The sequence below is a fragment of the Micromonospora sp. NPDC005215 genome (assembly GCF_040607915.1).
Taxonomy (GTDB): domain Bacteria; phylum Actinomycetota; class Actinomycetes; order Mycobacteriales; family Micromonosporaceae; genus Micromonospora.
Map to the genome: position 1 here is coordinate 34297 of NZ_JBEXHQ010000041.1, position 22491 is coordinate 56787.

At 72.2% G+C, this 22491-nt stretch carries 16 protein-coding genes; 6 read left to right on the top strand and 10 right to left on the bottom strand.

The features are described from left to right. Positions 1–58 precede the first annotated feature (58 nt). From ABZU25_RS25915 to ABZU25_RS25925, 3 genes are all read left to right on the top strand, one after another. A complete protein-coding gene (locus ABZU25_RS25915) occupies positions 59–1297 on the top strand; it encodes an MFS transporter (RefSeq protein ID WP_355031963.1) in 1239 nt (412 codons plus the stop codon). A 269-nt stretch (positions 1298–1566) separates the two neighbouring features. After that, a complete protein-coding gene (locus tag ABZU25_RS25920; RefSeq protein ID WP_355031964.1) occupies positions 1567–2358 on the top strand; it encodes a hypothetical protein in 792 nt (263 codons plus the stop codon). Positions 2359–2371: 13 nt separating this feature from the next. Further along, on the top strand, positions 2372–2656 hold the full coding sequence (locus tag ABZU25_RS25925) for a hypothetical protein (protein ID WP_355031965.1): 285 nt from the start codon (positions 2372–2374) through the stop codon (positions 2654–2656). A gap of 83 nt (positions 2657–2739) precedes the next feature. On the opposite strand, the gene murQ is transcribed toward ABZU25_RS25925, so the two are convergent. Continuing rightward, positions 2740–3633, bottom strand: coding sequence for an N-acetylmuramic acid 6-phosphate etherase (murQ, locus tag ABZU25_RS25930; RefSeq protein WP_355031966.1), 894 nt, complete (start codon positions 3631–3633; stop codon positions 2740–2742). A 261-nt stretch (positions 3634–3894) separates the two neighbouring features. Between murQ and ABZU25_RS25935 the strand changes: the two genes are divergently transcribed. The 3 genes from ABZU25_RS25935 to ABZU25_RS25945 are packed head-to-tail and all read left to right on the top strand — an operon-like array spanning position 3895 to position 9537. Beyond that, entirely contained in the window at positions 3895–5457 is a 1563-nt protein-coding gene (locus ABZU25_RS25935; protein WP_355031967.1) for a sodium:solute symporter, read from the top strand. Positions 5458–5468: 11 nt separating this feature from the next. Beyond that, on the top strand, positions 5469–6644 hold the full coding sequence (locus tag ABZU25_RS25940) for an anhydro-N-acetylmuramic acid kinase (RefSeq protein WP_355031968.1): 1176 nt from the start codon (positions 5469–5471) through the stop codon (positions 6642–6644). A gap of 25 nt (positions 6645–6669) precedes the next feature. Continuing rightward, positions 6670–9537 carry an FAD-binding and (Fe-S)-binding domain-containing protein gene (locus ABZU25_RS25945; protein ID WP_355031969.1) on the top strand — a complete coding sequence of 956 codons (2868 nt, stop codon included), beginning with the start codon at positions 6670–6672 and terminating at the stop codon, positions 9535–9537. A 16-nt stretch (positions 9538–9553) separates the two neighbouring features. Here ABZU25_RS25945 and ABZU25_RS25950 read toward each other — a convergent pair whose 3' ends face one another. From ABZU25_RS25950 to ABZU25_RS25990, 9 genes are all read right to left on the bottom strand, one after another. After that, positions 9554–10597, bottom strand: coding sequence for an NAD-dependent epimerase/dehydratase family protein (locus ABZU25_RS25950; protein ID WP_355031970.1), 1044 nt, complete (start codon positions 10595–10597; stop codon positions 9554–9556). Continuing rightward, complete coding sequence (asnB, locus tag ABZU25_RS25955; protein WP_355031971.1) at positions 10594–12564, bottom strand: asparagine synthase (glutamine-hydrolyzing); 1971 nt, start codon at positions 12562–12564, stop codon at positions 10594–10596. Before asnB ends, ABZU25_RS25950 begins: the two co-directional genes overlap by 4 nt. Before the next feature lie 11 nt (positions 12565–12575). Further along, on the bottom strand, positions 12576–14690 hold the full coding sequence (locus ABZU25_RS25960) for a 3-oxoacyl-[acyl-carrier-protein] synthase III C-terminal domain-containing protein (RefSeq protein ID WP_355031972.1): 2115 nt from the start codon (positions 14688–14690) through the stop codon (positions 12576–12578). A 38-nt stretch (positions 14691–14728) separates the two neighbouring features. Beyond that, entirely contained in the window at positions 14729–16000 is a 1272-nt protein-coding gene (locus ABZU25_RS25965; RefSeq protein ID WP_355031973.1) for a beta-ketoacyl-[acyl-carrier-protein] synthase family protein, read from the bottom strand. Continuing rightward, entirely contained in the window at positions 16000–16317 is a 318-nt protein-coding gene (locus ABZU25_RS25970; RefSeq protein WP_355031974.1) for an acyl carrier protein, read from the bottom strand. Before ABZU25_RS25970 ends, ABZU25_RS25965 begins: the two co-directional genes overlap by 1 nt. Positions 16318–16766: 449 nt before the next feature. Then, a complete protein-coding gene (locus ABZU25_RS25975) occupies positions 16767–17483 on the bottom strand; it encodes an alpha/beta hydrolase (protein WP_355031975.1) in 717 nt (238 codons plus the stop codon). A 102-nt stretch (positions 17484–17585) separates the two neighbouring features. Next, on the bottom strand, positions 17586–17936 hold the full coding sequence (locus tag ABZU25_RS25980; RefSeq protein ID WP_355031976.1) for a DNA polymerase ligase N-terminal domain-containing protein: 351 nt from the start codon (positions 17934–17936) through the stop codon (positions 17586–17588). A gap of 77 nt (positions 17937–18013) precedes the next feature. Then, positions 18014–22024, bottom strand: a complete 4011-nt coding sequence (locus ABZU25_RS25985; protein ID WP_355031977.1) for a hypothetical protein — start codon at positions 22022–22024, stop codon at positions 18014–18016. Between the two features lie 13 nt (positions 22025–22037). Then, positions 22038–22412: a hypothetical protein gene (locus ABZU25_RS25990; RefSeq protein WP_355031978.1), complete on the bottom strand. Its 375-nt coding sequence runs from the start codon at positions 22410–22412 to the stop codon at positions 22038–22040. Positions 22413–22491: the final 79 nt, after the last annotated feature.

The following is a 22491-nucleotide window of genomic DNA, read 5'->3' on the forward strand; positions in this document are numbered from 1 at the left end:
TCGCTGGGCGAAACGGCTGTCGACCGTCCGCACCGCCATCGCTATAGTGAGTTTCACTATGGAACTGACTACTTTCTGGCGTTGGTGGACGGCCAGCACGACCAGCCACCTCGGCTCGGCGGTCGGCGGGGTGGCCCTGCCGCTGACCGCGCTGGTCGTGCTGGACGCGTCGGCGTTCGACATGGGTCTGATCACGGCGGCCGGCTATCTCGCGTACCTCTTGATCAGCCTGCCGGCGGGAGTCATAGTGCAGCGCCTGCCGCTGCGCGGCATGCAGGTCGCCCTGGACCTGATCCGGGCCCTCGCCATCGCGTCCGTCCCGCTGGCCTGGTGGTACGACACCCTGACGGTGGCCCAACTGGTCGCTGTCGCCCTTGTCGTGAGCTTCGCCAACGTGCTGTTCGACGTGGCGAACCAGACCTTCCTGCCGGAGATCGTGCCGGCCGCCCAGTTGCAGGCGCGCAACAGCCTCCACTCCGGCACTCTCGCCGCCACCCAGTTGGGCGGGCCGTCCCTGGGCGGGCTCGCTGTGCAACTGTTGGGTGCGGTGCCGACGCTGTTCGTGGACGCCGCCAGCTACCTGGTCTCCGCCGCGCTGCTGCGCACCCTGCCGGCCCGACGGGTGCAGCGACCGGACCAGCGGCCACCGATGGTCACGATGATCCGCGAGGGCTGGCACTACGTGCTGCGCCACCCGATCATCGGGCCGGCCATGTGGGACGCCACAGCGACGAACTTCGTCAACGGCGCCATGCTGGCTCTCTTCCCGCTCTATCTGGTGCGCGAGTTGCACGCATCGCCGCTCCAGGTCGGGCTGCTGATCGCCGCCGACGGGCTCGGCACGCTCATCGGCGCCGCGCTGACCACCCGCTTCACCGACCGGGTCGGCACCGCACGTGGTCTGATCATCTCGGCCTTCGTCGGCGTGGTCGGCGCGCTCATCATCCCGCTGGGCACCGGCGTCGCCGCCTACCTCGCCTTCGCCGTCGGGAATGTCATCTTCGCCGGGTCCACAGTGGTGCTCAGCGTGACCACCCGCACGTACCGGATGCTCGCCAGCCCGCCGGAGCTGCTGTCGCGGGTGATCGCCACTGTCAAGTTCGTCTCCTGGGGTGCCATCCCGCTCGGCAGTCTGCTCGCCGGCGTCCTGGCCGGGCCGCTCGGCGCCCGCACCACCCTGCTGATCTTCGGGGCGCTCACCGTGCTCTCCCCGATCATCTATCTGTCGAGCCCGATCCGCCGGCTGCGCGACCTGCCGCTCGACGCCGCTCCGAAACCCGCCGAGGCCCGGGTCTGAACCGCCCCGCGGTCCGGACGACCGACCTGCCGACCCGACTGTTCCCCCGCGCGGGCAGGCCGCTGTTCCCACCGACCGTCGGTGCACCTCGGTCCGTCCGCATCGGACGCGAGATATCGATGGGAGGTGTAGCCCGAAGTTTCCCGGGGCAAGAACCCGTACATGGAGGAAGCAGCGCAGGGCGAGGGGCAACCGCCCGGTCAGCTGCACCGGACTGGTGAATCCGACCGGACGGGGCTGAGGATCTGGCTCTCGGCAGCCTCCGTCTGATGCGGGCACGGCACAGCCTTCCCGCAGTGGCGCTCGGCGCGGCAGCGCTCGGCGCGACTCTGGGCGCCAGCCCCGCCCACGCCGACACGACGTCGCCGTTGCCGACCGGTCTCCCGCCGGTGGACGTCGCCCCCGCACCACAGCGCAGCACGGTCCGGTTGCCCGACCTGGTCGAGGTCCGACTGACCGTCCCCCTGCCGCTGCCGACCTCGATTCCGCTGCCCCTGCCGTCGGCCCTGCCCGTGCCGACCTCGATCCCGCTCCCCCTGCCGTCGGCCATCCCCGTGCCCCCGCCGTCGGCCGGGCTTTCCACCGACAGACCGATCCGGTCGCCCAAGACACCGCCGCCGTCCTCGCCACGGACCGCACCGGTGCCATCCGCCTCGGTTTCCCCTGCCGCGCGGGTTGCCTCGCGGCCAGCGGCACCACCGCCGACCGCGATGATGGTGACGGCGTCCCGTGGCAGCGCCCACGGCACGTCCGTTGGCCGGGCACCGGATCGGGCACGGACGAGGACGTCCGCTGCCGCCGTACCGACACCCGGCCCGCCCGCGCGCCCCACGTCGGGCCTACCGGCGCTCGCGCTGGCACTCGCGTCGGCACCGGCCGGCACCGGCACCAGCGGTGTCGATCCACCCACGGCAACGGCTGTCGCTCCGCCGTTCACCGCACTGCTGCAACCGGGGCTGACCGTCACCGCCATCGACAAGCGCGCTGCCGGCCGACCGGTGGAACGGGGTCCCCCACCGCCACAGCAACTCCTGATCACCCAGTCGCGTCCACGACACTGATCAGGAGAGTCACATGGAAATAGCAGTCATCTGGGTTCCCGCCACCATCGAGCCGTCGGAGTCCGCGGTCGCGACGTGTCTCGCGCACCTTCGCCGGAACTCCTACCGCTTGGCAGGAATCGTCCGCGCACCGTGGGAGACCGTCGAGCAGACGATGATCGACGGGGACGTGGACGTGGTCGTCATCGCCGACCTCGCCCACCTTCCGCCGGATCGGTCACCCCGGATCGAGGTGGCCACCGCTCCCGGCGTCGATGCGAACGGGGACCGCGCGGTTCGCGACCCACAGCTCGACTGACACCACGAAGCGCCCCGTCCGTCCCGGACGGGGCGCTTCGTCGATCTGGTCGCAGACCACCGGCCGAAGGCTGCCGTGGTGGGTCAGGCCGCGACGGCCGCCCGGACGTCGTCGTCGGCGACGCGCAGCCGGGCCGCGGCCTCCTCCGCTGTGCAGCCCGCCAACAGCAGCACGATTGCCGTCTTGGCGTGCCCGTGCGCCTGGGCGAGCGCCCGGGTGGCGGTGTCGAGGTCGGTGTCGGCGGCCTCGGCGACGATCCGGCGCGCCCGGTCCACGAGCTTCTCGTTCGTGGCGTTCATGTCCACCATCAGATTGCCGTAGACCTTGCCGAGACGGGCCATCGTGGCTGTCGAGAGCATGTTGCAGACGAGCTTCTCGGCGGTGCCGGCCTTGAGCCGGGTCGAGCCGGTGAGCACCTCGGGACCGGTGGGCACCTCGACGGCGACGTCGGCGTACCGGCTGATCACCGCGTCGGAGTTGCAGGCCACGGAGACGGTCGACGCTCCGAGCGCGCGGGCGTGCGCCAACCCGCCGACCACGTACGGCGTACGGCCGCTGGCGGCGAGCCCGACCACCGTGTCGCGGGCGGTCAGGCCGACCGCGTCGAGGTCGGCGACGGCGCCGGCCGGGCTGTCCTCCGCGCCCTCGACGGCGACAGCGAAGGCGCCCGCCCCGCCGGCGAGCAGGCCGAGCACCCGATCGGACGGCGTACCGAAGGTGGGTGGGATCTCGACGGCGTCGAGCATGCCGATCCGGCCGCTGGTGCCGGCACCGAGGTAGATCAGTCGCCCGCCCTGGCGCAGCGACGCCACGACGACGTCGACGGCGGCCGCGATGTCCGGCACGGCCCGGCGGACGGCCAGCGCGACAGTGTGGTCCTCGTCGTTCATCGCGAGGAGCAACTCGGTGGGAGACATCCGGTCGAGATCGCTTGTCTTGTCGTTGCGGGTCTCGGTGCCGAGGGTGCTGAGGTCCACTGGGTGTTCGTTCCTCTCGCTGGTGTTCAGTCGCCGCCCGGCGGGCAGCCGCTCGCCGGTGCGGTCGACGTGGAGCGCGTGCGCGGCTGGCCGCCGCGGTCGGCCTGAGGCGGATGGGTGGCGACGCCGGCGGGCCACCGTTATCCCCCATATCAGCAGGCTGGGACCACAGCGTAGCCAGGCCGGACGGGAACTGGCAAAAAGTTTCGCGATACGCTAGACATGCGTCACTTATTGACAACCCCTGGTTGGGAGCGAGCCGTGCGTCAACTCGACCTTGTCGTGATCGTGCTGTACCTCGTGGTGATCGCCTACGTCGGACTGCGCCTGTCGGGCAGGCAGAAGTCCGCCAAGGACTACTTCGTGGGCGAGGGGCGGCTGCCCTGGTGGACCGTCTCGTTCTCCGTGGTCGCCACCGAAACCAGCGTCCTGACCGTGATCAGCGTTCCCGGTGGCGCTTACAGCGGTCAGGGGTTCGGCAACGTCGAGCTGGCCCTGGGCTACGTGATCGGTCGCGTCGTCGTGGCCGCGGTGCTCATCCCGCTCTACAAGCGCGGTGGCTTCGTCAGCGCCTACCAGTACCTCGGCGAGCGGTTCGGCCTGAAACTCCAGGGCCTGGCGTCGATCACGTTCGTCTTCACCCGCCTGCTCGCCGAGGGCGTACGGCTGTTCGCCTCGGCCATCCCCATCAAGCTGCTCCTCGACGAGTTCGGGCTTCAGGTCGGCTACCAGGCCATCATCGTGGTCCTGACCCTGATCACTGTGGTCTACACCTACCTCGGTGGCATCAAGGCGGTCATCTGGACCGACGCCATCCAGATGGGGCTCTACCTGGGCGGGGCGATCCTGGCCATCGCGGTGCTCAGCCACGCCGTCGGCTTCGACGGCTACTCGCAGGCGCTGGACGCCGGCAAGTTCCACCTCTTCGACACCGACTTCGCCCTCGCGCACGTGCTCACCAGCCCGTTCGCCCTGCCGACCGCGATCATCGGCGGTGCGATCTTCGCGATGGCCAGCCACGGCTCGGACCAGCTGATCGTCCAGCGCATCCTGTCCACCCGCACCCTGCGCGAGGGTCAGCAGGCGATGATCTCCTCGGGCATCTTCGTGGTCATCCAGTTCGCGGCGTTCTCCCTGGTCGGCGCGCTGCTGTGGTCGTACAACAAGGGTCAGACCTTCAAGGAACTCGGCCTGGCCAGCAGTGACAACCTCTACCCGAGCTTCATCCTGCACGCCCTGCCGGTGGGCATCTCGGGCCTGCTGGTGGCCGGCATCCTCGGTGCCGCGATGGGTTCGCTGTCGTCGGCGCTGAACTCGATGTCGAACTCCACAGTCGCCGACTTCATCCACAGCTTCTTCCGGAAGGTCCCGTCGGACGACGCGATGCTGCGGCTCGCCCGGGTGATGACCCTGGTCTGGGCGGTGTTCATGGCGATCTTCGCCTGCGCCTTCAGCTCCAGCACCGGCAACGTCTACCTGACCGGTCTGACCATCGCCGGCTACACCTACGGGGCGCTGCTCGGGGCCTTCCTGCTCGGCCGCCTGGTCAGCCGGGCCAACCAGGTCGACGCGTTCGTCGCGTTCCTCGTCACCGTGGCGGTGATGACCTACATCGTCCGGTATGTCAAGATCGACGTCACGACGGCCGGGCACACCGTCCCCACCGCCATCGCCGCGCAGTGGCTGGTGCCGATCGGAGTCCTGATCACCCTGCTGGTCGGCGCGGTGTCGAGCCGTTTCCACGCGGCCCCGGCAACGCCCTACGACCACCGGCGCAGCGACGAAGCCGACGATCCGGCGGCAGAGCCCGCCGGCCGGGCGTGAAGGAGAACGTGATGCGCGTGATCGGCCTGATGTCCGGGACCTCCTACGACGGCATCGAAGCCGCCGCCGCCGAGTTCGACCTGAGCGGCGACACCCTGCGGATGCGGCCACTGGGCCGGCTCAGCCACCCGTACCCGGATCGGCTGCGCACCCGGATCGCCGCCGCCCTGCCGCCCGCGCCGACCACCACCGAGGCGATCTGCGTGCTGGACACCGGCATCGGCCAGGCCTTCGCCGAGGCCGGCGTGCGGGCGCTCGCGGAACTGTGCGGCGGAGACGCCAACCTGGTCGTCTCGCACGGGCAGACAATGCACCACTGGGTCGACGGCGGGATGGTCCGAGGCACCCTCCAGCTCGGTCAGCCGGCCTGGATCGCGGAGGCCACCGGCCTGCCGGTCGTGGCCGACCTGCGCAGCCGCGACGTCGCCGCGGGCGGCCAGGGCGCACCCCTGGTCGCCCTCTTCGACGCCCTGCTGCTGGCTGGCCTGCCCGGTGTCCCCGCCGCGCTGAACCTGGGCGGCATCGCCAACATCACCGTCGTCGCGCCGGACGCGGACCCGCTCGCGTTCGACACCGGACCGGCCAACGCGCTCCTCGACGCCGCCGTGCGCCACTTCAGCGGCGGCACCGAGGAGTACGACCGGGACGGGCAAGGGGCGGCGGCCGGGCAGGTCAACCCGGCCCTGCTGCGGCGGCTGCTCGACGAGCCGTACTACCTGCTGCCCGGCCCGAAGAGCACCGGCAAGGAGCTGTTCCACAGGCCGTACCTGCTCGCCGCCCTCGCCGACGCGCCCACGCCGGAACCGAACGACGTGCTGGCCACGCTCACCCGGCTGACGGCGGTCACGGTGGCCGACGCCTGCCGCGACCACGGCGTCACCCGCCTCATCGTCTCCGGCGGCGGGGCACACAACCCGACACTGATGGGCATGCTCGTCGACGAGCTGCCCGACGTTCACCTGACGTCCAGCGACGAGGTGGGTGTGCCGTCGGACGCCAAGGAGGCGCTGGCCTTCGCGCTGCTGGGCTACCTGACAGTGCACGGGCTGCCGGGCACGCTGCCCTCGGGCACCGGAGCGCGGCACGCCTCGGTGCTCGGCAGCATCACCCCCGGCCGCCAACCGCTGCGGCTGCCCGCGCCGGCCGAGACCGCGCCCGATCGGCTGCTGATCGACACGCCCGACTGACCACCCCTCCCGGGAGGATCCGCCAATGAGCACAGTCGTACCCGCGCCGACCGCGGCCGGCGTCCGCGCCCGCGAGGTCGCCGAGCTACTGCGCTCGCGCCTCGCTGATCCGACCCGGGCCAGCACCGAGCTGCCCCGCAGGCTGGCGGCGGCGCACGACGCCTCGCCGTACCTGTTCGAGCCGCAGGCCGTGGTGCGCGCCGCCTCGGCGGCCGAGGTGGGGGCGTTGATGGCCGGCGCCCGCGAGGCCGGCGTGCCGCTGACCCTGCGCGGTGGCGGCACCAGCCTCGCCGGACAGGCCGGCGGCGCGGGCGTGCTCGTCGACGTCCGGACCGACTGGCGGCACGCCGAGGTGCTCGACGACGGCCGACGCATCCGGCTCCAGCCGGGCCTGACGATCCGGCAGGCCAACGCCCGACTGGCCCGCTACGGCCGCCGGCTCGGCCCGGACCCGGCCAGCGAGGCCGCCTGCACGGTGGGTGGCATGGTGGCCAACAACTCCAGCGGGATGACCTGCGGCACCACCGACAACGCGTACCGCACAATGGAGTCGCTGCGCTTCGTCCTCCCGTCCGGCACCGTCGTCGACTCCGCCGCGCGAGACGCCGACGACCGGCTGCGGGCCGACGAGCCCGAGCTGCACGCCGGGCTGCTGCGCCTGCGCGACCGGGTGCGCTCGACACCGGGGTCACGCGCCACGATCGAGCGGCTGTTCGCGATGAAGAACACAATGGGGTACGGGCTGAACTCCCTGCTCGACCACGACAGCCCCGTCGAGATGCTCACCCACCTGATGATCGGCAGTGAGGGCACCCTCGGCTTCGTGGCCGAGGCCGTCTTCCGGACCGTCGAGATCCACAAACACGCCGCCACCGGACTGCTGATCCTGCCCGGCCTCGGCGCCGCCACCGACGCGCTGCCCGCCCTGCTCGCCGCCGGTGCGCGTACCGCCGAACTGCTCGACGCGGCGGCGCTGCGGGTCAGCCAGCGCGACCCCGACGCGAGCGCGGCCCTGCGCGGGCTGACGGTCACCGGGCATGCCGCGCTGCTTGTGGAGTTCGCCGAGGACAGCGCGGAACAGCTGGCGGCAACGCTTGCCGACACCCAGCCCGTGCTCGACCGGCTGCCCGCCGTCGCCGGCACCGGCCTGACCCACGACCCGCGCGAACGGGCCAGGCTCTGGCACCTGCGCAAGGGCCTCTACACGGCGGTCGCCGGTGCCCGCGCGCCCGGCACCACGGCCCTGCTGGAGGACATCGCGGTGCCGCTGCCGCGCCTGACCGGCACCTGCGACGGGCTGATCCGCCTGTTCGACAGGCACGGCTATCCGGACGCGGTGATCTTCGGACACGCCCGCGACGGCAACCTGCACTTCATGCTTACCCAGTCCTTCGACACACCGGCCGAGATCGACCGCTACGCCCGGTTCACCGACGACATGGTCGACCTCGTGCTTGCCGAGGGAGGAACACTCAAGGCCGAACACGGCACCGGCCGGGCCATGGCGCCCTTCGTCCGCCGCCAGTACGGCGACGAGCTGTACGACGTGATGCGCGACCTCAAGCGGATGTGCGACCCGAGCGGCCTCCTCAACCCCGGTGTGCTGCTCAACGACGACCCGACAGTGCACCTGCGGCAGCTCAAGGCCGTCCCGACGGTCGACAGCGAGCTGGACGCCTGCGTCGAGTGCGGCTACTGCGAGCCGGTCTGCCCCACCGCCGACGTCACCACCACCCCTCGGCAACGCATCGTCCTGCAACGGCAGATCGCCCTCGCCACCGCCGCCGGTGACGAGGAGCGCCGCCGGGAGCTGACCGCCGACTACGCGTACGCCGCGGTGGACAGTTGCGCCGCGGACAGCCTCTGCGTCACCGCCTGCCCGGTCGGCATCGACACCGGCGCGGCGATGAAGCGGCTGCGCGCCGAGCGGCACAGCCCTCGCGCCCAGCGCACCGCCCGCACCGCCGCGCGGCACTGGCAGGCCGCCGTGACCGGCGTCCGGGTGGGACTGACCGCCGCGCACGCCGTACCGACACCGCTGACCCGCGCCGCCACCGGTGTGATCCGTGGACTCGGCGCCACCGACCTCATCCCCCAGTGGAGCGACGACATGCCGCGCGCCGGTGCTCCCCGCCCCGGACCCCGCAGCGCGCCGGACGCACAGGCGGTGTTCTTCGCGGCCTGCGTCGGCAGCCTCTTCGCCCCGGAGGACGGCCCGGCCGGTGGCGCGGCGGCGGCGTTCCTGCGCCTGTGCGAGCTGGCGGGAGTGCCGGTCGTCGTACCGGCCGGCACGGCGGGCCTGTGCTGCGGAACGCCGTGGCAGTCCAAGGGTTACCCGGCAGGCCACCGCGAGATGGCCGAGCGGACCCTCGCCGCGCTCTGGGCGGCCAGCGACCAGGGTCGCCTGCCCGTCGTCTGCGACGCGTCGTCCTGCACGCACGGGCTGACGCAGCTGACCGCCGCGCTGGCCGAGGAGGACCGGGCGCGTTACCGCGACCTGCGCTTCGTCGACAGCGTCACGTTCACCGTCGAGCACCTCCTGCCGGCGCTGCCCGAGCCCCGGCGACTGGGCTCGTTGGCCCTGCACCCCACCTGCTCCACTGTGCACCTCGGCGGCACCGACGACCTGCGCACTGTGGCCCGAGCGGTCGCCGACACCGTGACAGTGCCGGACAGTTGGGGATGCTGCGCGTTCGCCGGCGACCGGGGGCTGCTGCACCCCGAGGTCACCGCCGGCGCCACCGCGGCCCAGGCCGCCGAGATCAACAAACGCGACCACGACGCGTACGCCTCCTGCAACCGCACCTGCGAGATGGGCATGAGCCGGGCCACCGGGCAGCCGTACCGGCACGTGCTCCAGGTCCTCGTCGAGGCGGTCGAACCGCCGGCGTAGCCGCGCGCGGGGGCCGTCAGCGAAGCAGGCCCTGGCCGCGGTACCACGCCACCGCGCTGGCCAGGCCCTCCGGCAGGCGGTACGCGGGGGTGAAGCCGAGGTCCGCCCGGGCCCGATCGGTGGCACACGTCCACGCCAGCTGCCGGATCTCGTGCGCGCGATCCCGGTTCATCGTCAGTGCCGGGCCGCGGCGAACCGGGCTCAGATCGCACAGCCAGCCGGTCGCGTGCACGAGCGGACCCGGGACCGGAATGAAGCGCGGGTGGGGGCGGCCGACCGCGGTGGCGAGTTCCCGGCAGAAGTCGCTCCAGCCGTACACCGCGCCGTCGCTGATGAGGTACACCCCCTCGGCACCGCCGTGCGGGGGCAGCGTCCCGCCCCGGACGACGGCCGCGGTCAGGGCGGCGCACAGGTCGTCCACGTGCACGAAGGAGTACTCGCGTTCCGGGCGGGTGGGGCGCAGGTGGGTGCCGAGGCGGGCCATCGGCAGGAAGGACGGCAGGAAGTCGTGGTCACCCGGGCCGTACACGATGGTCGGGCGCAGGACCACTGTGGGCACACCGGCGGCGCGGGCGATCTCCTCGGCGGCGAGCTTGCTGCGGCCGTACTCGGAGACCGGCGCGACCGGCGTGGACTCGTCCCGGGGTCGGCCGGGGTGGGACGGTCCGGCGGCGGCCAGGGACGAGCACAGCACCAGCCGAGGGGGCGGCTCGGCGGCGGCGAGGGCCGCGACCAGCCGGCCTGTGGATTCGGTGTTTCCGCGGCGGAAGGCACCTGGACGGCGGGCCTTCACCCGGCCGGCCAGGTGCACGACGGTGTCGACGCCGGCGAGGGCCGCCGGTACGCCCGCGCCGGTGTCGAGGTCGGCGACCGCGTAGCGCAGCCCGGGGATGCCGGCCAGAACCGTGCGGTCCGACGTGGGGCGGACCATTGCCACCGGGGCGCAACCCAGGTCCGCCAGCCGGCGCACGAGCCGGGCGCCGATGAAGCCGGTCGCCCCGGTGACCAGGATCGTACGCGATTCGACGCCCGGCCACCGGTGCCGCTCGGTGCCCGTCATCGCCGCTCGGCGCGTTGCAGGGCGCTGGCGAGCGCCGCCGGGAGCGCGGTCGGTGCTGGTGTGGCCGCCGCGTCGTGGAACACCTCCAGCAGCAGGTGGGTGGTGAGGACGGCCATGCTGGCCCACTCGGCGACCGTGCCCTCCCAGGTGCGTCCGGCCCCCCGCAGCGCCGCCTGGTGCAGCGCTGTCACCTCCGCCGGGTCGAAGAGCCCGCTGGCGCGTACCGCCGCCGGGCCGAGATAGGTCGCCGCGAGTTCCTCCCCGGGGCCGGTGAGATACCACGGCGTGATGGGGGTGAAGAACGGTTTCTTCCGGCGGCGTCGGATCGGTGCCGGGACCACGTCGCGAAGGGCCTCCTTGAGGATGTGTTTCTCGCTGGTGCCGCGCATGAGCACCCGGGGATCCAGCCGGGCCGACAGGTCCAGCAGCGCCCGGTCCATGAACGGCACGCGTACCTCGACGCCGTTGGCCATGGACAGCCGGTCGCTGAGCATCAGGACCCAGCTGGGCAGGCGGGTCTGGTACTCGTAGTGCAACGAGCGGTGCAGCGCCGTGTGCGTCGGCGGGGCCGGCAGCCGCGACGGGGCGAGGGCACCACTGGACGGGCGCAGCAGCGCTGGCGCGACCGCGTCCATCGCGGACCACAGGTAGTACCAGGCGGGTGCGCCACCACCGAAGCGATCGCCGGCGTCCGCGAGCCGCCCCGGCACGGCGAGCAGGTGGGCGGCGGCGCCGGCCGGGGCCGCGTTGTGGGCCAGCACCCGGCCCAGGATCAGCCGGCGCAGCGGATCCAGACCCGCCCGGGTCAGCCGGCCGAGCCGCTGCTCCAACCGTTGCAGGACGTACCAGGAGTAGCCGCCGAGCAGCTCGTCGGCGCCGTCGCCGGTCAGCGCGACCTTGGCGCCCCGCTCGGCGGCGATCCCTGTCACCTTCAGGAACGGCGTGGCGACGCCGAACCACTGCGGCGCCTCCAGGTGCCACAGCGTCTTCGCCAGGTGCGCGCACGCCTCGGCGCCGCCGAACTCGATCTCGACGTTGTCGACCCCCAGCGCCTTCGCGGCGAGCCGTGAGTAGCGGCCCTCGTCCAGGTCCGAGCCGGGCAACCGGATGCTGGCGGTTTGTACCGGCGTGCCGAGGATGGCCGAGATCGTCGCGACGACGGCGGTGCTGTCCAGGCCGCCGCTCAGCGTCGCGCCGAAGGCGACCTCGTCCGGCAGCCGTTTGCGGACCGCCTCGACCAGCGCCGAGCGGAACTGTTCGACGGCCGGCCGCCCGCTCAGCAGGTCGTTCGGGTCCCCGTCCAGCGGGGTGAAGTACCGGCGCAGGGTGACCGCCTGCTCGTCGGCCACCAGCAGGTGCCCGGGCGGCAGGTCGTGGACGCCGGCCCAGAAGGTGCCCGGCGCGGTCGGTTGGCCGTAACCGAAGACGTCGCGGAGCCCCTGCGGGTCGACGCGCGCCGCGCACAGCCCGGACGCGAACAGGGCCTTCACCTCGCTGGCGAACTGAAGCCGGCCGCCGGCGACGTGGTAGTACAACGGTTTGACACCGACCGGGTCCCGGGCGAGCGTGAGCCGACGAAGGCGACCGTCCCACAACGCGATGGCGAAGTCCCCGTCGAGGTGGTCCACGAAGCCGAGACCGTGCTCCTCGTAGAGGTGGGCGATCACGGCACCGTCGCTGCCGCTGGTGAGGGTGTGGCCGCGCTCCACGAGCCGGGCCCGCAGTGCTCGGTGGTTGTAGATCTCGCCGTTGAAGACGACCTGGATGTCGCCGCGCTCGTCACTGAGTGGTTGCTGCCCGCCGGCCACGTCGACGATCGCGAGCCGGCGGTACGCCAGCCCGATCCCCGGGGCGACGAAGTAGCCCTCGCCGTCGGGGCCACGATGCGCCAGCGAATGCGCCATCCGGGCCAGCCGGTGCGGCTCGACAGCGGCGTCGAGATCGAGGATGCCGGCGACACCACACATACGCGCTCCCTTCAGATGCGGTACAGCGCGGCGCCGATCTCCATGCCGGTGCTCGCGCCGACGACCACCACGAGTTCGCCTGGCGAAACGCCGCCGCCAGCGGACACGGCGCGCAGACCGACCGGCAGGGCCGAGGTGAACAGGTCGGTGCCGTCCGAGGCGGGCGGCAGCGTGGCCAGCCGCGGACCGAGCACCGGCCAGGTGTCGCGCAGCCGGCGCTCGACCGGCGGTGGCAGCCAGGGCGGCACTACCGCGCGGATCGCGTCCGGCCGCACCCGCATACGGTCCAGCAACTCGGCGACGACCGTGGGCAGGTGCTCGGCGTACGCCGCGGCGGGCTCGGTGCGGTCGGTCGCGCGGATGAAGTTGTACCCGCCGTCCTGCATCGCCCAGGCGCCCCGCTCGGGGGCGGGTGTCGCGACGGAGCGGCTGTGGAAGCCCAGGAAGCCGCTGGCCCGGTCGGGGTCGAGGCGCAGCAGCACCGCCGAGCCGCACCTGGCCACCGCCGGTCCGGCGGCGCCGGGCTCGCGCTGCTCGACCTCGGAGGCGACCACGACGGCGGTGTCGGCCTTGCCGGCCCGGATGAGTTCGGCGGCGATCCGGCAGCCGTCGAGCGTGCCGAGCGCGCCGTTTGTGACGTCGAAGGCGAGGAGTTCGCCGGTGGCGGCGGTGCTGCCGTCGAAGCCGAGTTCGCCCGCGGCGATCGCCGCGATCGCCGGCTCGGCGATCATGCCGGTGCGGTACACCCCGACGTGGATGAGCAGGTCGACGCCGGAGGCGCGGACGCCCGCCCGGCGCAGGCAGTCGTCGGTGGCGGCGCGGATGAGCTGGAGCGTCGTCGCGCCGGCCGCGGGTTCGGGACCGGCTCCGGGTCCGGGTCCGGGTTCGGCTCCGGGTCCGGGTCCGGCTGCGGGTTCGGGTCCGGCTGCGGGTCCGGGTCCGGCTGCGGGTCCGGGTCCGGGTTCGGCGAGGCCGATCGCGACGGCGCGCACCGGGTGCGGCCATGGTGCCGGGCGGCGGCGCGGGGGCGCGGTCCGCGGTGACCGGATCCCCCGGGCGAGCCGGTCGGGCAGCCCGTCCAGCCGGTACGCGGCGGTGCCGACGTTGACGCCGGACGCGGCGACCTCGAACAGCACCCGGTCGCCGGTCCGGATCCGCCCGTCGAGGCTCGCGTCGCGCAGCGCGACCGGGTGCGTCGTGGTCGCGGTGTTGCCGCGCCTCGGCAGGTTGTTTATGACGTCCCGTTCGTCCAGGACCACGCCGCCGAAGACCTTGTTCGTGCGCCGGACGGCGGCCTGGATGGCCAGCGTCGACGTCTGGTGCGGGATGAACCGGTCGAAGTCCGTCGGCGACAGGCCCATCGTGCCGAGGGCCTGCTGCGTGTGCGCCACCATCTCCCGGATGCCGGCGGCCGCCAGACCCATCATGTCGGTCTTCATGATCACGCCACCGTGCGGCCGATCGGTCGGCCCGGCCACGCACAGGTTGTGGTATCGGCCGACGGTACGGATGCCGATGTGCTCGAAGCCCCCCGGCCCGTCGTCGGCCCGGGTCAGCAGGACCGCCGCGCCCGCGTCACCGAGCGTCAGGCAGGCGATGCGGGCGTCCAGCTCGTCGGCGATCTCCAGCTGGGCGGTGCGCATCAGGTGGGAGATGTACTCCCCGCTGACGATCAGCGCCGAACCGATCTCGCCGGCCCGGATGAGCGCGTCGGCGAAGTAGATGCCGGTGAACTGGCCGGCACACGCGTTCGTCACGTCGAACGCCCACGCCCGTTCGCAGCCGAGCCGGTGGCGCAGCTGGGTGGCGGCCGACGGCTCGTAGGTCGAGCGGTCCGGGCTGTCGACCCGCGAGATGCTGGCGCTGATGAGCAGGTCGACGTCGCCAAGCCCGATCGACGAGCGGGAGACGCAGTCCTCGGCGGCCCGGGTGGCCAGGTCGAGGGCGTACTCGGCGTCGCCAGCGATGCGCCGCGAGACGATGCCGGTGGTCTGTTCTAGCGGCAGTGCCAGCCGGCTCCGGCAACCGTCGAGCACCTCGCGGGTGGTCATGACCCGGTCGGGCAGTGCGACGCCGATGCTGTCGATGACGCTGCCGGCCCCCGCAGGGGCGGCCTGGACGTTCACCCTCGACCACCTTGTCTCAGTTGGACGGTGCGGATGCTTCAGTTGGAGTTGACGATGGCGCCGGCGTCGTCGACGGAGGCGAGCACCAGCGAGGCGTTGTGCCCGCCGAACCCGAACGAGTTCGTCAGGATCGGGCCGGGACGGCCGGTGCGCGGGGCGTCGGCGACGACGTCGATGGGGATGTCGGACCCGCGGGTGCGCAGGTTGGCCGTTGGCGGAATCTCGCCATGGCGCAGAGCGAGCAGCGATGCGACGACCTCGACCGCACCGGCGGCCCCGATCAGGTGTCCCAGCGCACCCTTCGTCGAGGTGGTCGGCGGCGCGGCGCCACCGAAGACGGTGTGGATGGCCTGCGCCTCGGCGGCGTCGTTGAGCGTCGTCGAGGTGCCGTGCGCGTTGATGTGGCCGACGTCGGCCGGGTCGACGCCGGCGTCGCGCAGCGCCAGGCGCATGCAGTGAACGGCCCCGCGCCCTTCCGGGTGCGGCATTGTGGAGTGGTACGCGTCGCTGTTGAACCCGTAGCCGGCGACCTCACCGTGGATGCGGGCGCCCCGGGCCAGCGCCCGGTCGAGGCGCTCCAGGAGCACGAAGGCCGCGCCCTCGGCGAGCACGAAGCCGTCCCGTGCGCCGTCGAACGGACGCGAGGCGGTCTCGGGCTCGGCATTGCGGGTGCTCAGCGCGTGCATCCGGGCGAACCCGGCGACCACGATGGGGTTGACCGCCGCCTCCGCGCCGCCGGCCAGGACGACGTCGGCGCTGCCGTCACGGATGAGTCGGACGCCTTCGCCGATCGCGTTGGCACCGGCCGTGCAGGCGGTCGAGATGCAGAAGTTCGGCCCGCGCCACCGTAGCTGCCGGGCGATGAGGGACGCCGCCGCGTTCGGCATGATCATCGGGATCGCCCACGGACTGATCCGGTCCGGACCGTTTTCGATGAACGCGCGGACCTGCCGGTAGAAGCTGTCCGATCCGCCCATGCCGGTGCCGACCACTACCGCGCACCGGTCCGGGTCGAACTGCCTGGGGTCTGCGTCGGCGAACGCGTCCAGCGCCGCCGCGAAGGCGAGTTGGCTGACGCGATCGGTCTGCCGGACCATTTTCGGACTGAGGTGGGCGGTCGGATCGAAGCCCTGAATCTCACCCGCGATGCGGGTGGCGAGCCCGGAGGCGTCGAAGCTGCGGATCGGGCCGATGACGGAACGCCCGGAGCGCAGCACCGACCACAGTGCGTCGGCGGTGTCGCCGGCAGGTGTCCTGGCGCTCACCCCGGTCACGGCAACCCGGTGCCGGACGGGACTGTCGCCCTCCATCAGGCGGGCGTCTTCCGTTCGGCCTCCCCCACCACCCCGGCGCCCTCGGCAACGACGCCGCCTTCAGTGACATCGCCGGCCCCACCGTCGAGGACCATGTCGAGCGCCTGCCCAACGGTGTTGATCCCGCGCAGCCCGTCCTCCGGCAACCGGATTCCGAGCCGGTCCTCCAGCGCCATCAACAGCTCCACCAGGTCGAGGCTCTCCGCGTCGAGATCCTTGCGGAAGTCGGCGTCCTCGGTCACCGCCTCTGGCTCGACCACCAGCACCTCGACCGCAACCTCACGAATAACCGCAAGAGCCTGCAGTCTGTCCATGTGCCCTCCAACAATCACCCGAGACAATCGGTGCCGAATTGGGGCGTCACCTGCGAGATTTGAGGCAGGCTAGCACGCAGGATCGTTGGCCAGTAAGGCCTCGATTACGCCTGCGTCATGGATCCGACTCGGATCCGCCATCGCCATTAGGACGCGCTAATTCCGACCGCTCGATAACTGATCATGAACGGGGATGGACGCGATTGTCGTGCACCGACCCCGACACCCCGGACCGGTCGGTCCTCGCCGGTCGCGACCGAGCCGTCGGTGGGTCCTCGCCGACACCGACACGCACTGCGACATCGTCGGGACCAGCCGGCGCGAACCGCTGGTGGACGGACGACAGCGGCCCCGCGTCGTGTCGCAGGGCCGCAGACCAGCAGACGTGCGGCACCCCGGCCGACCGCGACGGCACCAGCGGTCTACGACGTGCCCACCGAGAGCGGACGTCAGCCGCCCACGCCCCGGACCGCCTCGATGATCGTCTCGGCGACCTCACTCGGCAGGGCCACCACCATGGCGTGCGAGCCGCCGACGACCTCACGCTGGCCCCGCGGTTGGGCCCGCTCGGCCATGAACCGATGCGCGGCGACCGGGATGTTGTTGTCGGCGTCCCCGAACACGAACCAGCTGGGCAGCGATCGCCAGGCCGGGTCGCCGGTGAGCCCGTCACCCAGGGCCTTCTCGGTGATCGGCCGCTGGGTGCGGGCCATGAGCGCGGCGACGTCGGCCGACACGTCCGCGACGAACTGCTTGTGGAAGGTGTCCTGGCCGATCGCCACCTCATTGCCGCCGGTCGACAGCGGGTACTGCACCAGCGTGTCGGCGAGCGTGCTGCCGGGGAACTTTCCGGACAGCGACAGCGCCGACTCACCGGTGTCCGGGGAGAAGGCGTTGACGTACACGAGGGCCCGCACCAATGGTTCGTCGGCAGCGGCCTGCGTGATCACCATGCCACCGTAGGAGTGTCCGACGAGGATGACCGGGCCGCCGATCCCGCGTACCACGTCCCGCAGGTATGCGGCGTCGCCGGCGACCTCCCGCAGTGGGTTGGCGGCGGCGACCACGTCGTACGCGGCGCCCAGCCGCTCGATCACGCCGTTCCAGCTCGCCGACTCGGCGAACGCCCCGTGTACGAGAACGACGGTGGGCTGCGGATCAGACATAACACGCACTCCCTTACTCCGTGCCACTGTTCCACCACGGCCACCACGGCCACGCCGGTGCGCCTGATTACCCGTCACGCGAGACCGAAACATCCGGTCCCTTCACTCGTCCGAGGGTTGCTCCTTCGTCAGGTGCAGCAGCCACCCCTCGCCCGTGCGGATGAGCGCGTACCGTCGTCGGCCGGCGCGGCCGTGCAACGTGAACAGCAGGCGGCGTTCGTCGCGGTCGTGCTCCTCCCACGTGCCGATGTCGGCGATCGACTTGTCCGCGTCCTCGTAGGTGAGGTGATCGAGGTGGTGGTCCGCCACGGCGATCGCGAGCCGATTGCCGCGGGGATTGTCCGGCAGGCCGCGGGGCACCGCCCAGGAACGCAGCACACCAGCTTCCTCAAGCCGCAGGTCGAAGTGCGGTCGCGGCTTGCGGTGGTGGTGCAGCACGAAGGCAGGTGGCACGCCCACGATTGTCCCCGCCCCACCACGCTCTCGGAGTCGACGTCCGCAGGCCGGCCAGCCTGTTTACGCAACGGGCCTCAGGGCAGCACTCGAAGGTACTCGTCGACGAGGGCGTCCACCGCGAGGGGGCAGATCGACGCGAGGGCGTCGACCGACGCCGTCCACTCGCCGCCGCCCAGCGCGCGGGCGACGAGCGGCCCGGCCAGTTCGGGGCCACTGGTCATGGCAGCCTGCGCGAGCGCGCCCACCCGCAGCAGGGGATCGCCCGCGAGGCCGGCCCTCACCTCGGCAGCGTCCACGCCGTCGCGTACCGCGACGGCTTTCACCAGCGTCACCACCAGGTTCTGGCGCCCGTCGACCTCGCCCAGCGAAGCCAGGATCCGCTCGGTTTCGCCCAGGTCACCCCTGCCGAGGAAGGCCCGGGCAAGCGCGGCGGCCCCGCAGGCACGGGCGTACGGCTCGTTGATGGCCAGTAGCAGGTCATCGGCGCGGCGAGCGAGGGCTTCGAACCGTGCGTCGTCGCCCAGCGCGGCGACAGCGTCGAGGGTGGCGGCTGTCGCGCGCAGCGCCTGGTTCGCGCCGGCGATCCGGTCCAGCAGACGCTCGGCCTGGCCGGTCAGCGCGACGCCCCACTCGTGATCCGCTGCCGCCACGACAGCAATCGCCAGTCTCGCCACGGCAGAGGCCCGCCAGTACGGTTGGGTGATCTCGGCCGCCGCCGTCTCGGCGAACCGCGCCCAGTCGCCCGCCGCGTCCCTGTCGTCGACGCTGACCGCACTGTCGACGAGCTTCGTGGACACCCATGCCCTGTAGTACGGCGTTGGCGACTCCGCGACGACGCTGCTGGCGCTCGTCATCGCCCCCGCGATGGCGAGCGCGTCAGCAACGGCGAAACGCGCGTCCGCCTGGTAGTAGGGATGGGTGATCGAGGCGGCGGTCTCGGCCGCCCAGTGGAGGCTGCCGGCCCGGGCCAGGGCCTTGGCCACCACGACGCCTGTTTGAGACCTCAGGTAGCTGTTACCGATCGACCTCAGTAGCTGTTCGGCCCGCTCGACGTCCCCGCACTCCGCCGATCTGACACAGGCGATGTAGGTAGCGGGCCGGGTCGAACGGAAGGTGCTGCGGGTCCCCACCAGGCCGCTGAACTCCATTTGGGTCGTCTCGGCGAGCCGGGTGACCTCCTCCTGCTCACCGAGGCGACTGAGCAGGTCCATCGCCACATCGACACGAGCCCCGCGCAGGTCGGCGGGAGAGGCCAGGACGGCTGGTACGACCCGCCGGACCGCCTCGCGAAGCCCGTCTCGTTCAGTGACAGTGACCAGTGCGCGCAGTGCCGACAGATGGCGGTCCAGGTCGAGTACCGACCTGGCGGTCGTCTCGGCCCGGATCGCCAGCGCGTAGCCGCGGTCCTTCTCCCCGTTCTCCGCCGCTCGCCTGGCCAGCGCGGTGTAGGCGGCAGCCTGACTTGCGGGATCGTCAACCTCGTCGATGAGCCGGACCGCCCGGTCGGGATCGTGGGGAACGACCACGGATATGAGTCGGAGCAGGGCAGAGCGGCGCATGGCGTCGTCGGTGATGGACGGGACCATCCGCTCGGCGAGGTCCAGGTGCCCAGCGTGCGCAGCTGCCGAAGCCGCATCAGCCAGGGCTCTGTCCCTCGCTTGCGGGTCGGGTAACAGGTCAGTGAGGCGGGCCGCCAGATCGAGGCGACCAGCGCCCGCCACCGCGCCGGCGAGGGTGGTCAATCCGTGCGACAGTCGAGGTCCGCCTCGTCCGTCGGCCAACGGCTCGGTCAGCACGATCACGGTCGCCTGCTGGGCCAGGGTGCCGGCCTCGGAGGTGGCGCCGAGGTTCGTCATGATCGAAATTGCCTGGCCGAACGCCCTTGCCCGCTCGTTCGGGTCGGCAAGCTCCCGCGCCAGCCGTGCCAACCGGCCCACGAGGGTCAGCGCCCACTGCGGGTCGGCCGCTTCGGCGGCGGCGACAAACTCCTCGGCACAGTCGTTCAGGCCTGATGTGGAGCGCGCCAGCGCCTCGGCGGTGTCCACGTCCCGAATCAGGATCGCGACCCGGATCAGGTGGCGCGCGCCGACGGACTCGGCCGTCGAGACCGCCTCCACTGCCAGCCCCAGCAGCCGGGCCGCCTCCGCCGCGTCTCCGGCGAGCACGTGCGCCTCGCAGGCAGCTGACCACGCCACCGCCAGCTCGGTGGGATCGGTGATCGTGGTGACGAACTCGCTGATCGACCGGGCCAGCGCGCGGGCCGCCGCCAGCGCGCCGTAGCCCACGCGGACGTCGACGAGACCAGCGAGCGCCTGGCAGCGTTCGCCGACCCCGGTGAGCCGCCAGGCTGCCTCGGTGGCCTGGTCCGCCAACGTCAGGCCAGCCTCCCTCTCGCCGTGCTCGGCCATCATTCTGGCGACCGTCGTCATCTGCTCGACGCGTTGCTCCGCCGGTCCTACCGCCTTCGCCAGCAGGATCGCCTGCCGGATGTCGCCCACGTACACGCTCGCCACGATCACCCGAGCGATCAGTGTCGGCCGGACGTCCTCGTCGACGACCCGCCGCACGGCCGCCTCCGCGCTGCCGACGAAGGCGGCGGCGCCCTCCTCGTTCCCCTTTCTCATCAGGACGTGGGCGACATCCAGGCACGCCTCCACCTCGAACTCCGGCGTCGGCATCGACCGGGTCAGCGCCTCCGCGCGGGACTCCCGCCCCAGCACCGCCCAGACGGCGGGTAGCCCCCGGGGCAGGTTGGCGTTGCGTTCGACCAGCCGACTCCGGTGCACCGCGATGCGGGCCAGCGAGGGGAGATCCGGCACCGGATCGGCGAGACAGGCGTCTCGCCCCCGGTCGATCTCGATCAGCGCGGCGGTGTCGCCGCCGCTGAGGTCGAGCATTCGATCATGCCGAGCTTCGTCGGTGGCGCACTGGACCATCCGGGAGACATCCCTGGTCGCCTCCAGCAGCCGAAACCACCCCCGGAGCAGATATTCGGGGGTGGCTGCCGGCCAGCCCCCGGCCCGGTACCGGTCAGCCCACTCGTGCAGTCGGTGCCGGTAGGCGGTCAACCCGGCCGGACCGATCCGGTCCACCGCCAGGAGCTGCACCTCCTCGTGGCCGAGCACATACACCGGAGGCGCCGCCCGATGCCACCGGTTGGGTCGAGGCGTGAACGAGCGGCCGGCGACCGTCGTCAGGTGCTCCTCGACCTCCCAGGCCGGCACGTCGAGCAGCTCGGACAGGTCGGCTGCGCTCAGACCGCCACCGGCGGCGACGAGCAGACCGAGCATGTCCTGCTCGGTGGGCGCCCCTCTGAGCAGCCGGCTGAGTTCTCGCAGCATGTCCGCGCGGACGACGGTGGCGGCCGGCGACGGTGTCAGCGCCCGAACCGTCGACTGGTCACGCAGCGGGTGTCCGTCCGCGACGTCAGCGGGAATCGGTGGATTGGGTCGCCCGGCAACGATGATCCGCAGACCGGCCTGTGGTGCGGCGGGCAGCAGGGCCGCGATGCTGTGGGCATCGGGTCCGGCGACGACGCCACGGTCCTCGTCCAGACCATCGACCAGCAGGACCAGTCGGCGCCCCGCAGCTCGCCGCGACTCGGTGGCCCGCCCGAGCATGTCGAGAAAGCACTGGTCGCGGGTCGCGTCGGTCAGCTGGCTCGGCATCGGCTCGTCCAGCAGCTCGGCCAACTGCTCGATGACGACCTCGGTGAAGGCCACCCGGTCACTCTGCCCGGCGAACCGTGCGGTGACGAAGAACGAGACGATGTCCACGTCGGCCGGAGGGTGCAGGACGAACCACGAGGTCAGGGCCGACTTACCGGCCCAGGGCCCGGCGCGTAGCAGGCGATACGGACCAGCCTCCGGACTGGTACAGAAATCACCCAACTCAGCCAGCTCGAGCGAGCGAGCGAGCAGCACCGCTGGTGCGATGCGCTGCACCTGCCGCAGGTACGCCGATCGGGCGACCGGCCGGGGCTGCACGACCACCGGGCCGTTGACCACTCCGGAGATCGCCACCCCGCCGTACGCTGCCGTGGCCGAGCCGGTCCCGCGCACCCGGATGTCCGCATACTCACTCACCGGCCACCTGACCTCACGGGTTCTCGACGCCCGTGTTCGCGCGTCCGCCGTCCTCCGCCTCGGCGGCGCCCGACCCCGCGACCGTTGACCCGCCCGGCGCCACCCCGGACACACCGGTGTTCGCCCTACTGCCCGGACCACGGGCCACCGCGGGGCCCGTACGGGTAGCCGAAACAGCTGCCGACCCAGCCGTCGCGCCGGGCTGTCGCAGGGCACGCCAGCCGAGCACCAGACCTGCCGCGCCGATGCCGGCGGAGACGAACACCCCGACCACCGAGGCCCACTTCTCCGCCTGGTCCAGGCCCAGGCCGCTCAGCACGACGACACAGCCGATCATGCCGGCCAGGAACATCCCGAGCGCGACGAGCATCTTGGGCGGCAGGCTCATCCCTCCAGCATGACAACTGACGTCACCCACCGCACCTGTCCCCGCCGGCCGGACCGCTGGCGGTCAGCCCTGGTCCGGG

Excerpts from the sequence above, each read along its gene's own strand:
- ABZU25_RS25920 (WP_355031964.1), top strand. The coding sequence starts at position 1,567 with ATGCGGGCACGGCACAGCCTTCCCGCAGTGGCGCTCGGCGCGGCAGCG.
- ABZU25_RS25940 (WP_355031968.1), top strand. The coding sequence starts at position 5,469 with ATGCGCGTGATCGGCCTGATGTCCGGGACCTCCTACGACGGCATCGAA.
- ABZU25_RS25965 (WP_355031973.1), bottom strand. The coding sequence starts at position 16,000 with ATGGAGGGCGACAGTCCCGTCCGGCACCGGGTTGCCGTGACCGGGGTG.
- ABZU25_RS25945 (WP_355031969.1), top strand. The coding sequence starts at position 6,670 with ATGAGCACAGTCGTACCCGCGCCGACCGCGGCCGGCGTCCGCGCCCGC.
- ABZU25_RS25915 (WP_355031963.1), top strand. The coding sequence starts at position 59 with ATGGAACTGACTACTTTCTGGCGTTGGTGGACGGCCAGCACGACCAGC.
- ABZU25_RS25925 (WP_355031965.1), top strand. The coding sequence starts at position 2,372 with ATGGAAATAGCAGTCATCTGGGTTCCCGCCACCATCGAGCCGTCGGAG.
- asnB (WP_355031971.1), bottom strand. The coding sequence starts at position 12,564 with ATGTGTGGTGTCGCCGGCATCCTCGATCTCGACGCCGCTGTCGAGCCG.
- ABZU25_RS25975 (WP_355031975.1), bottom strand. The coding sequence starts at position 17,483 with ATGTCTGATCCGCAGCCCACCGTCGTTCTCGTACACGGGGCGTTCGCC.
- ABZU25_RS25970 (WP_355031974.1), bottom strand. The coding sequence starts at position 16,317 with ATGGACAGACTGCAGGCTCTTGCGGTTATTCGTGAGGTTGCGGTCGAG.
- ABZU25_RS25950 (WP_355031970.1), bottom strand. The coding sequence starts at position 10,597 with ATGACGGGCACCGAGCGGCACCGGTGGCCGGGCGTCGAATCGCGTACG.
- ABZU25_RS25990 (WP_355031978.1), bottom strand. The coding sequence starts at position 22,412 with ATGAGCCTGCCGCCCAAGATGCTCGTCGCGCTCGGGATGTTCCTGGCC.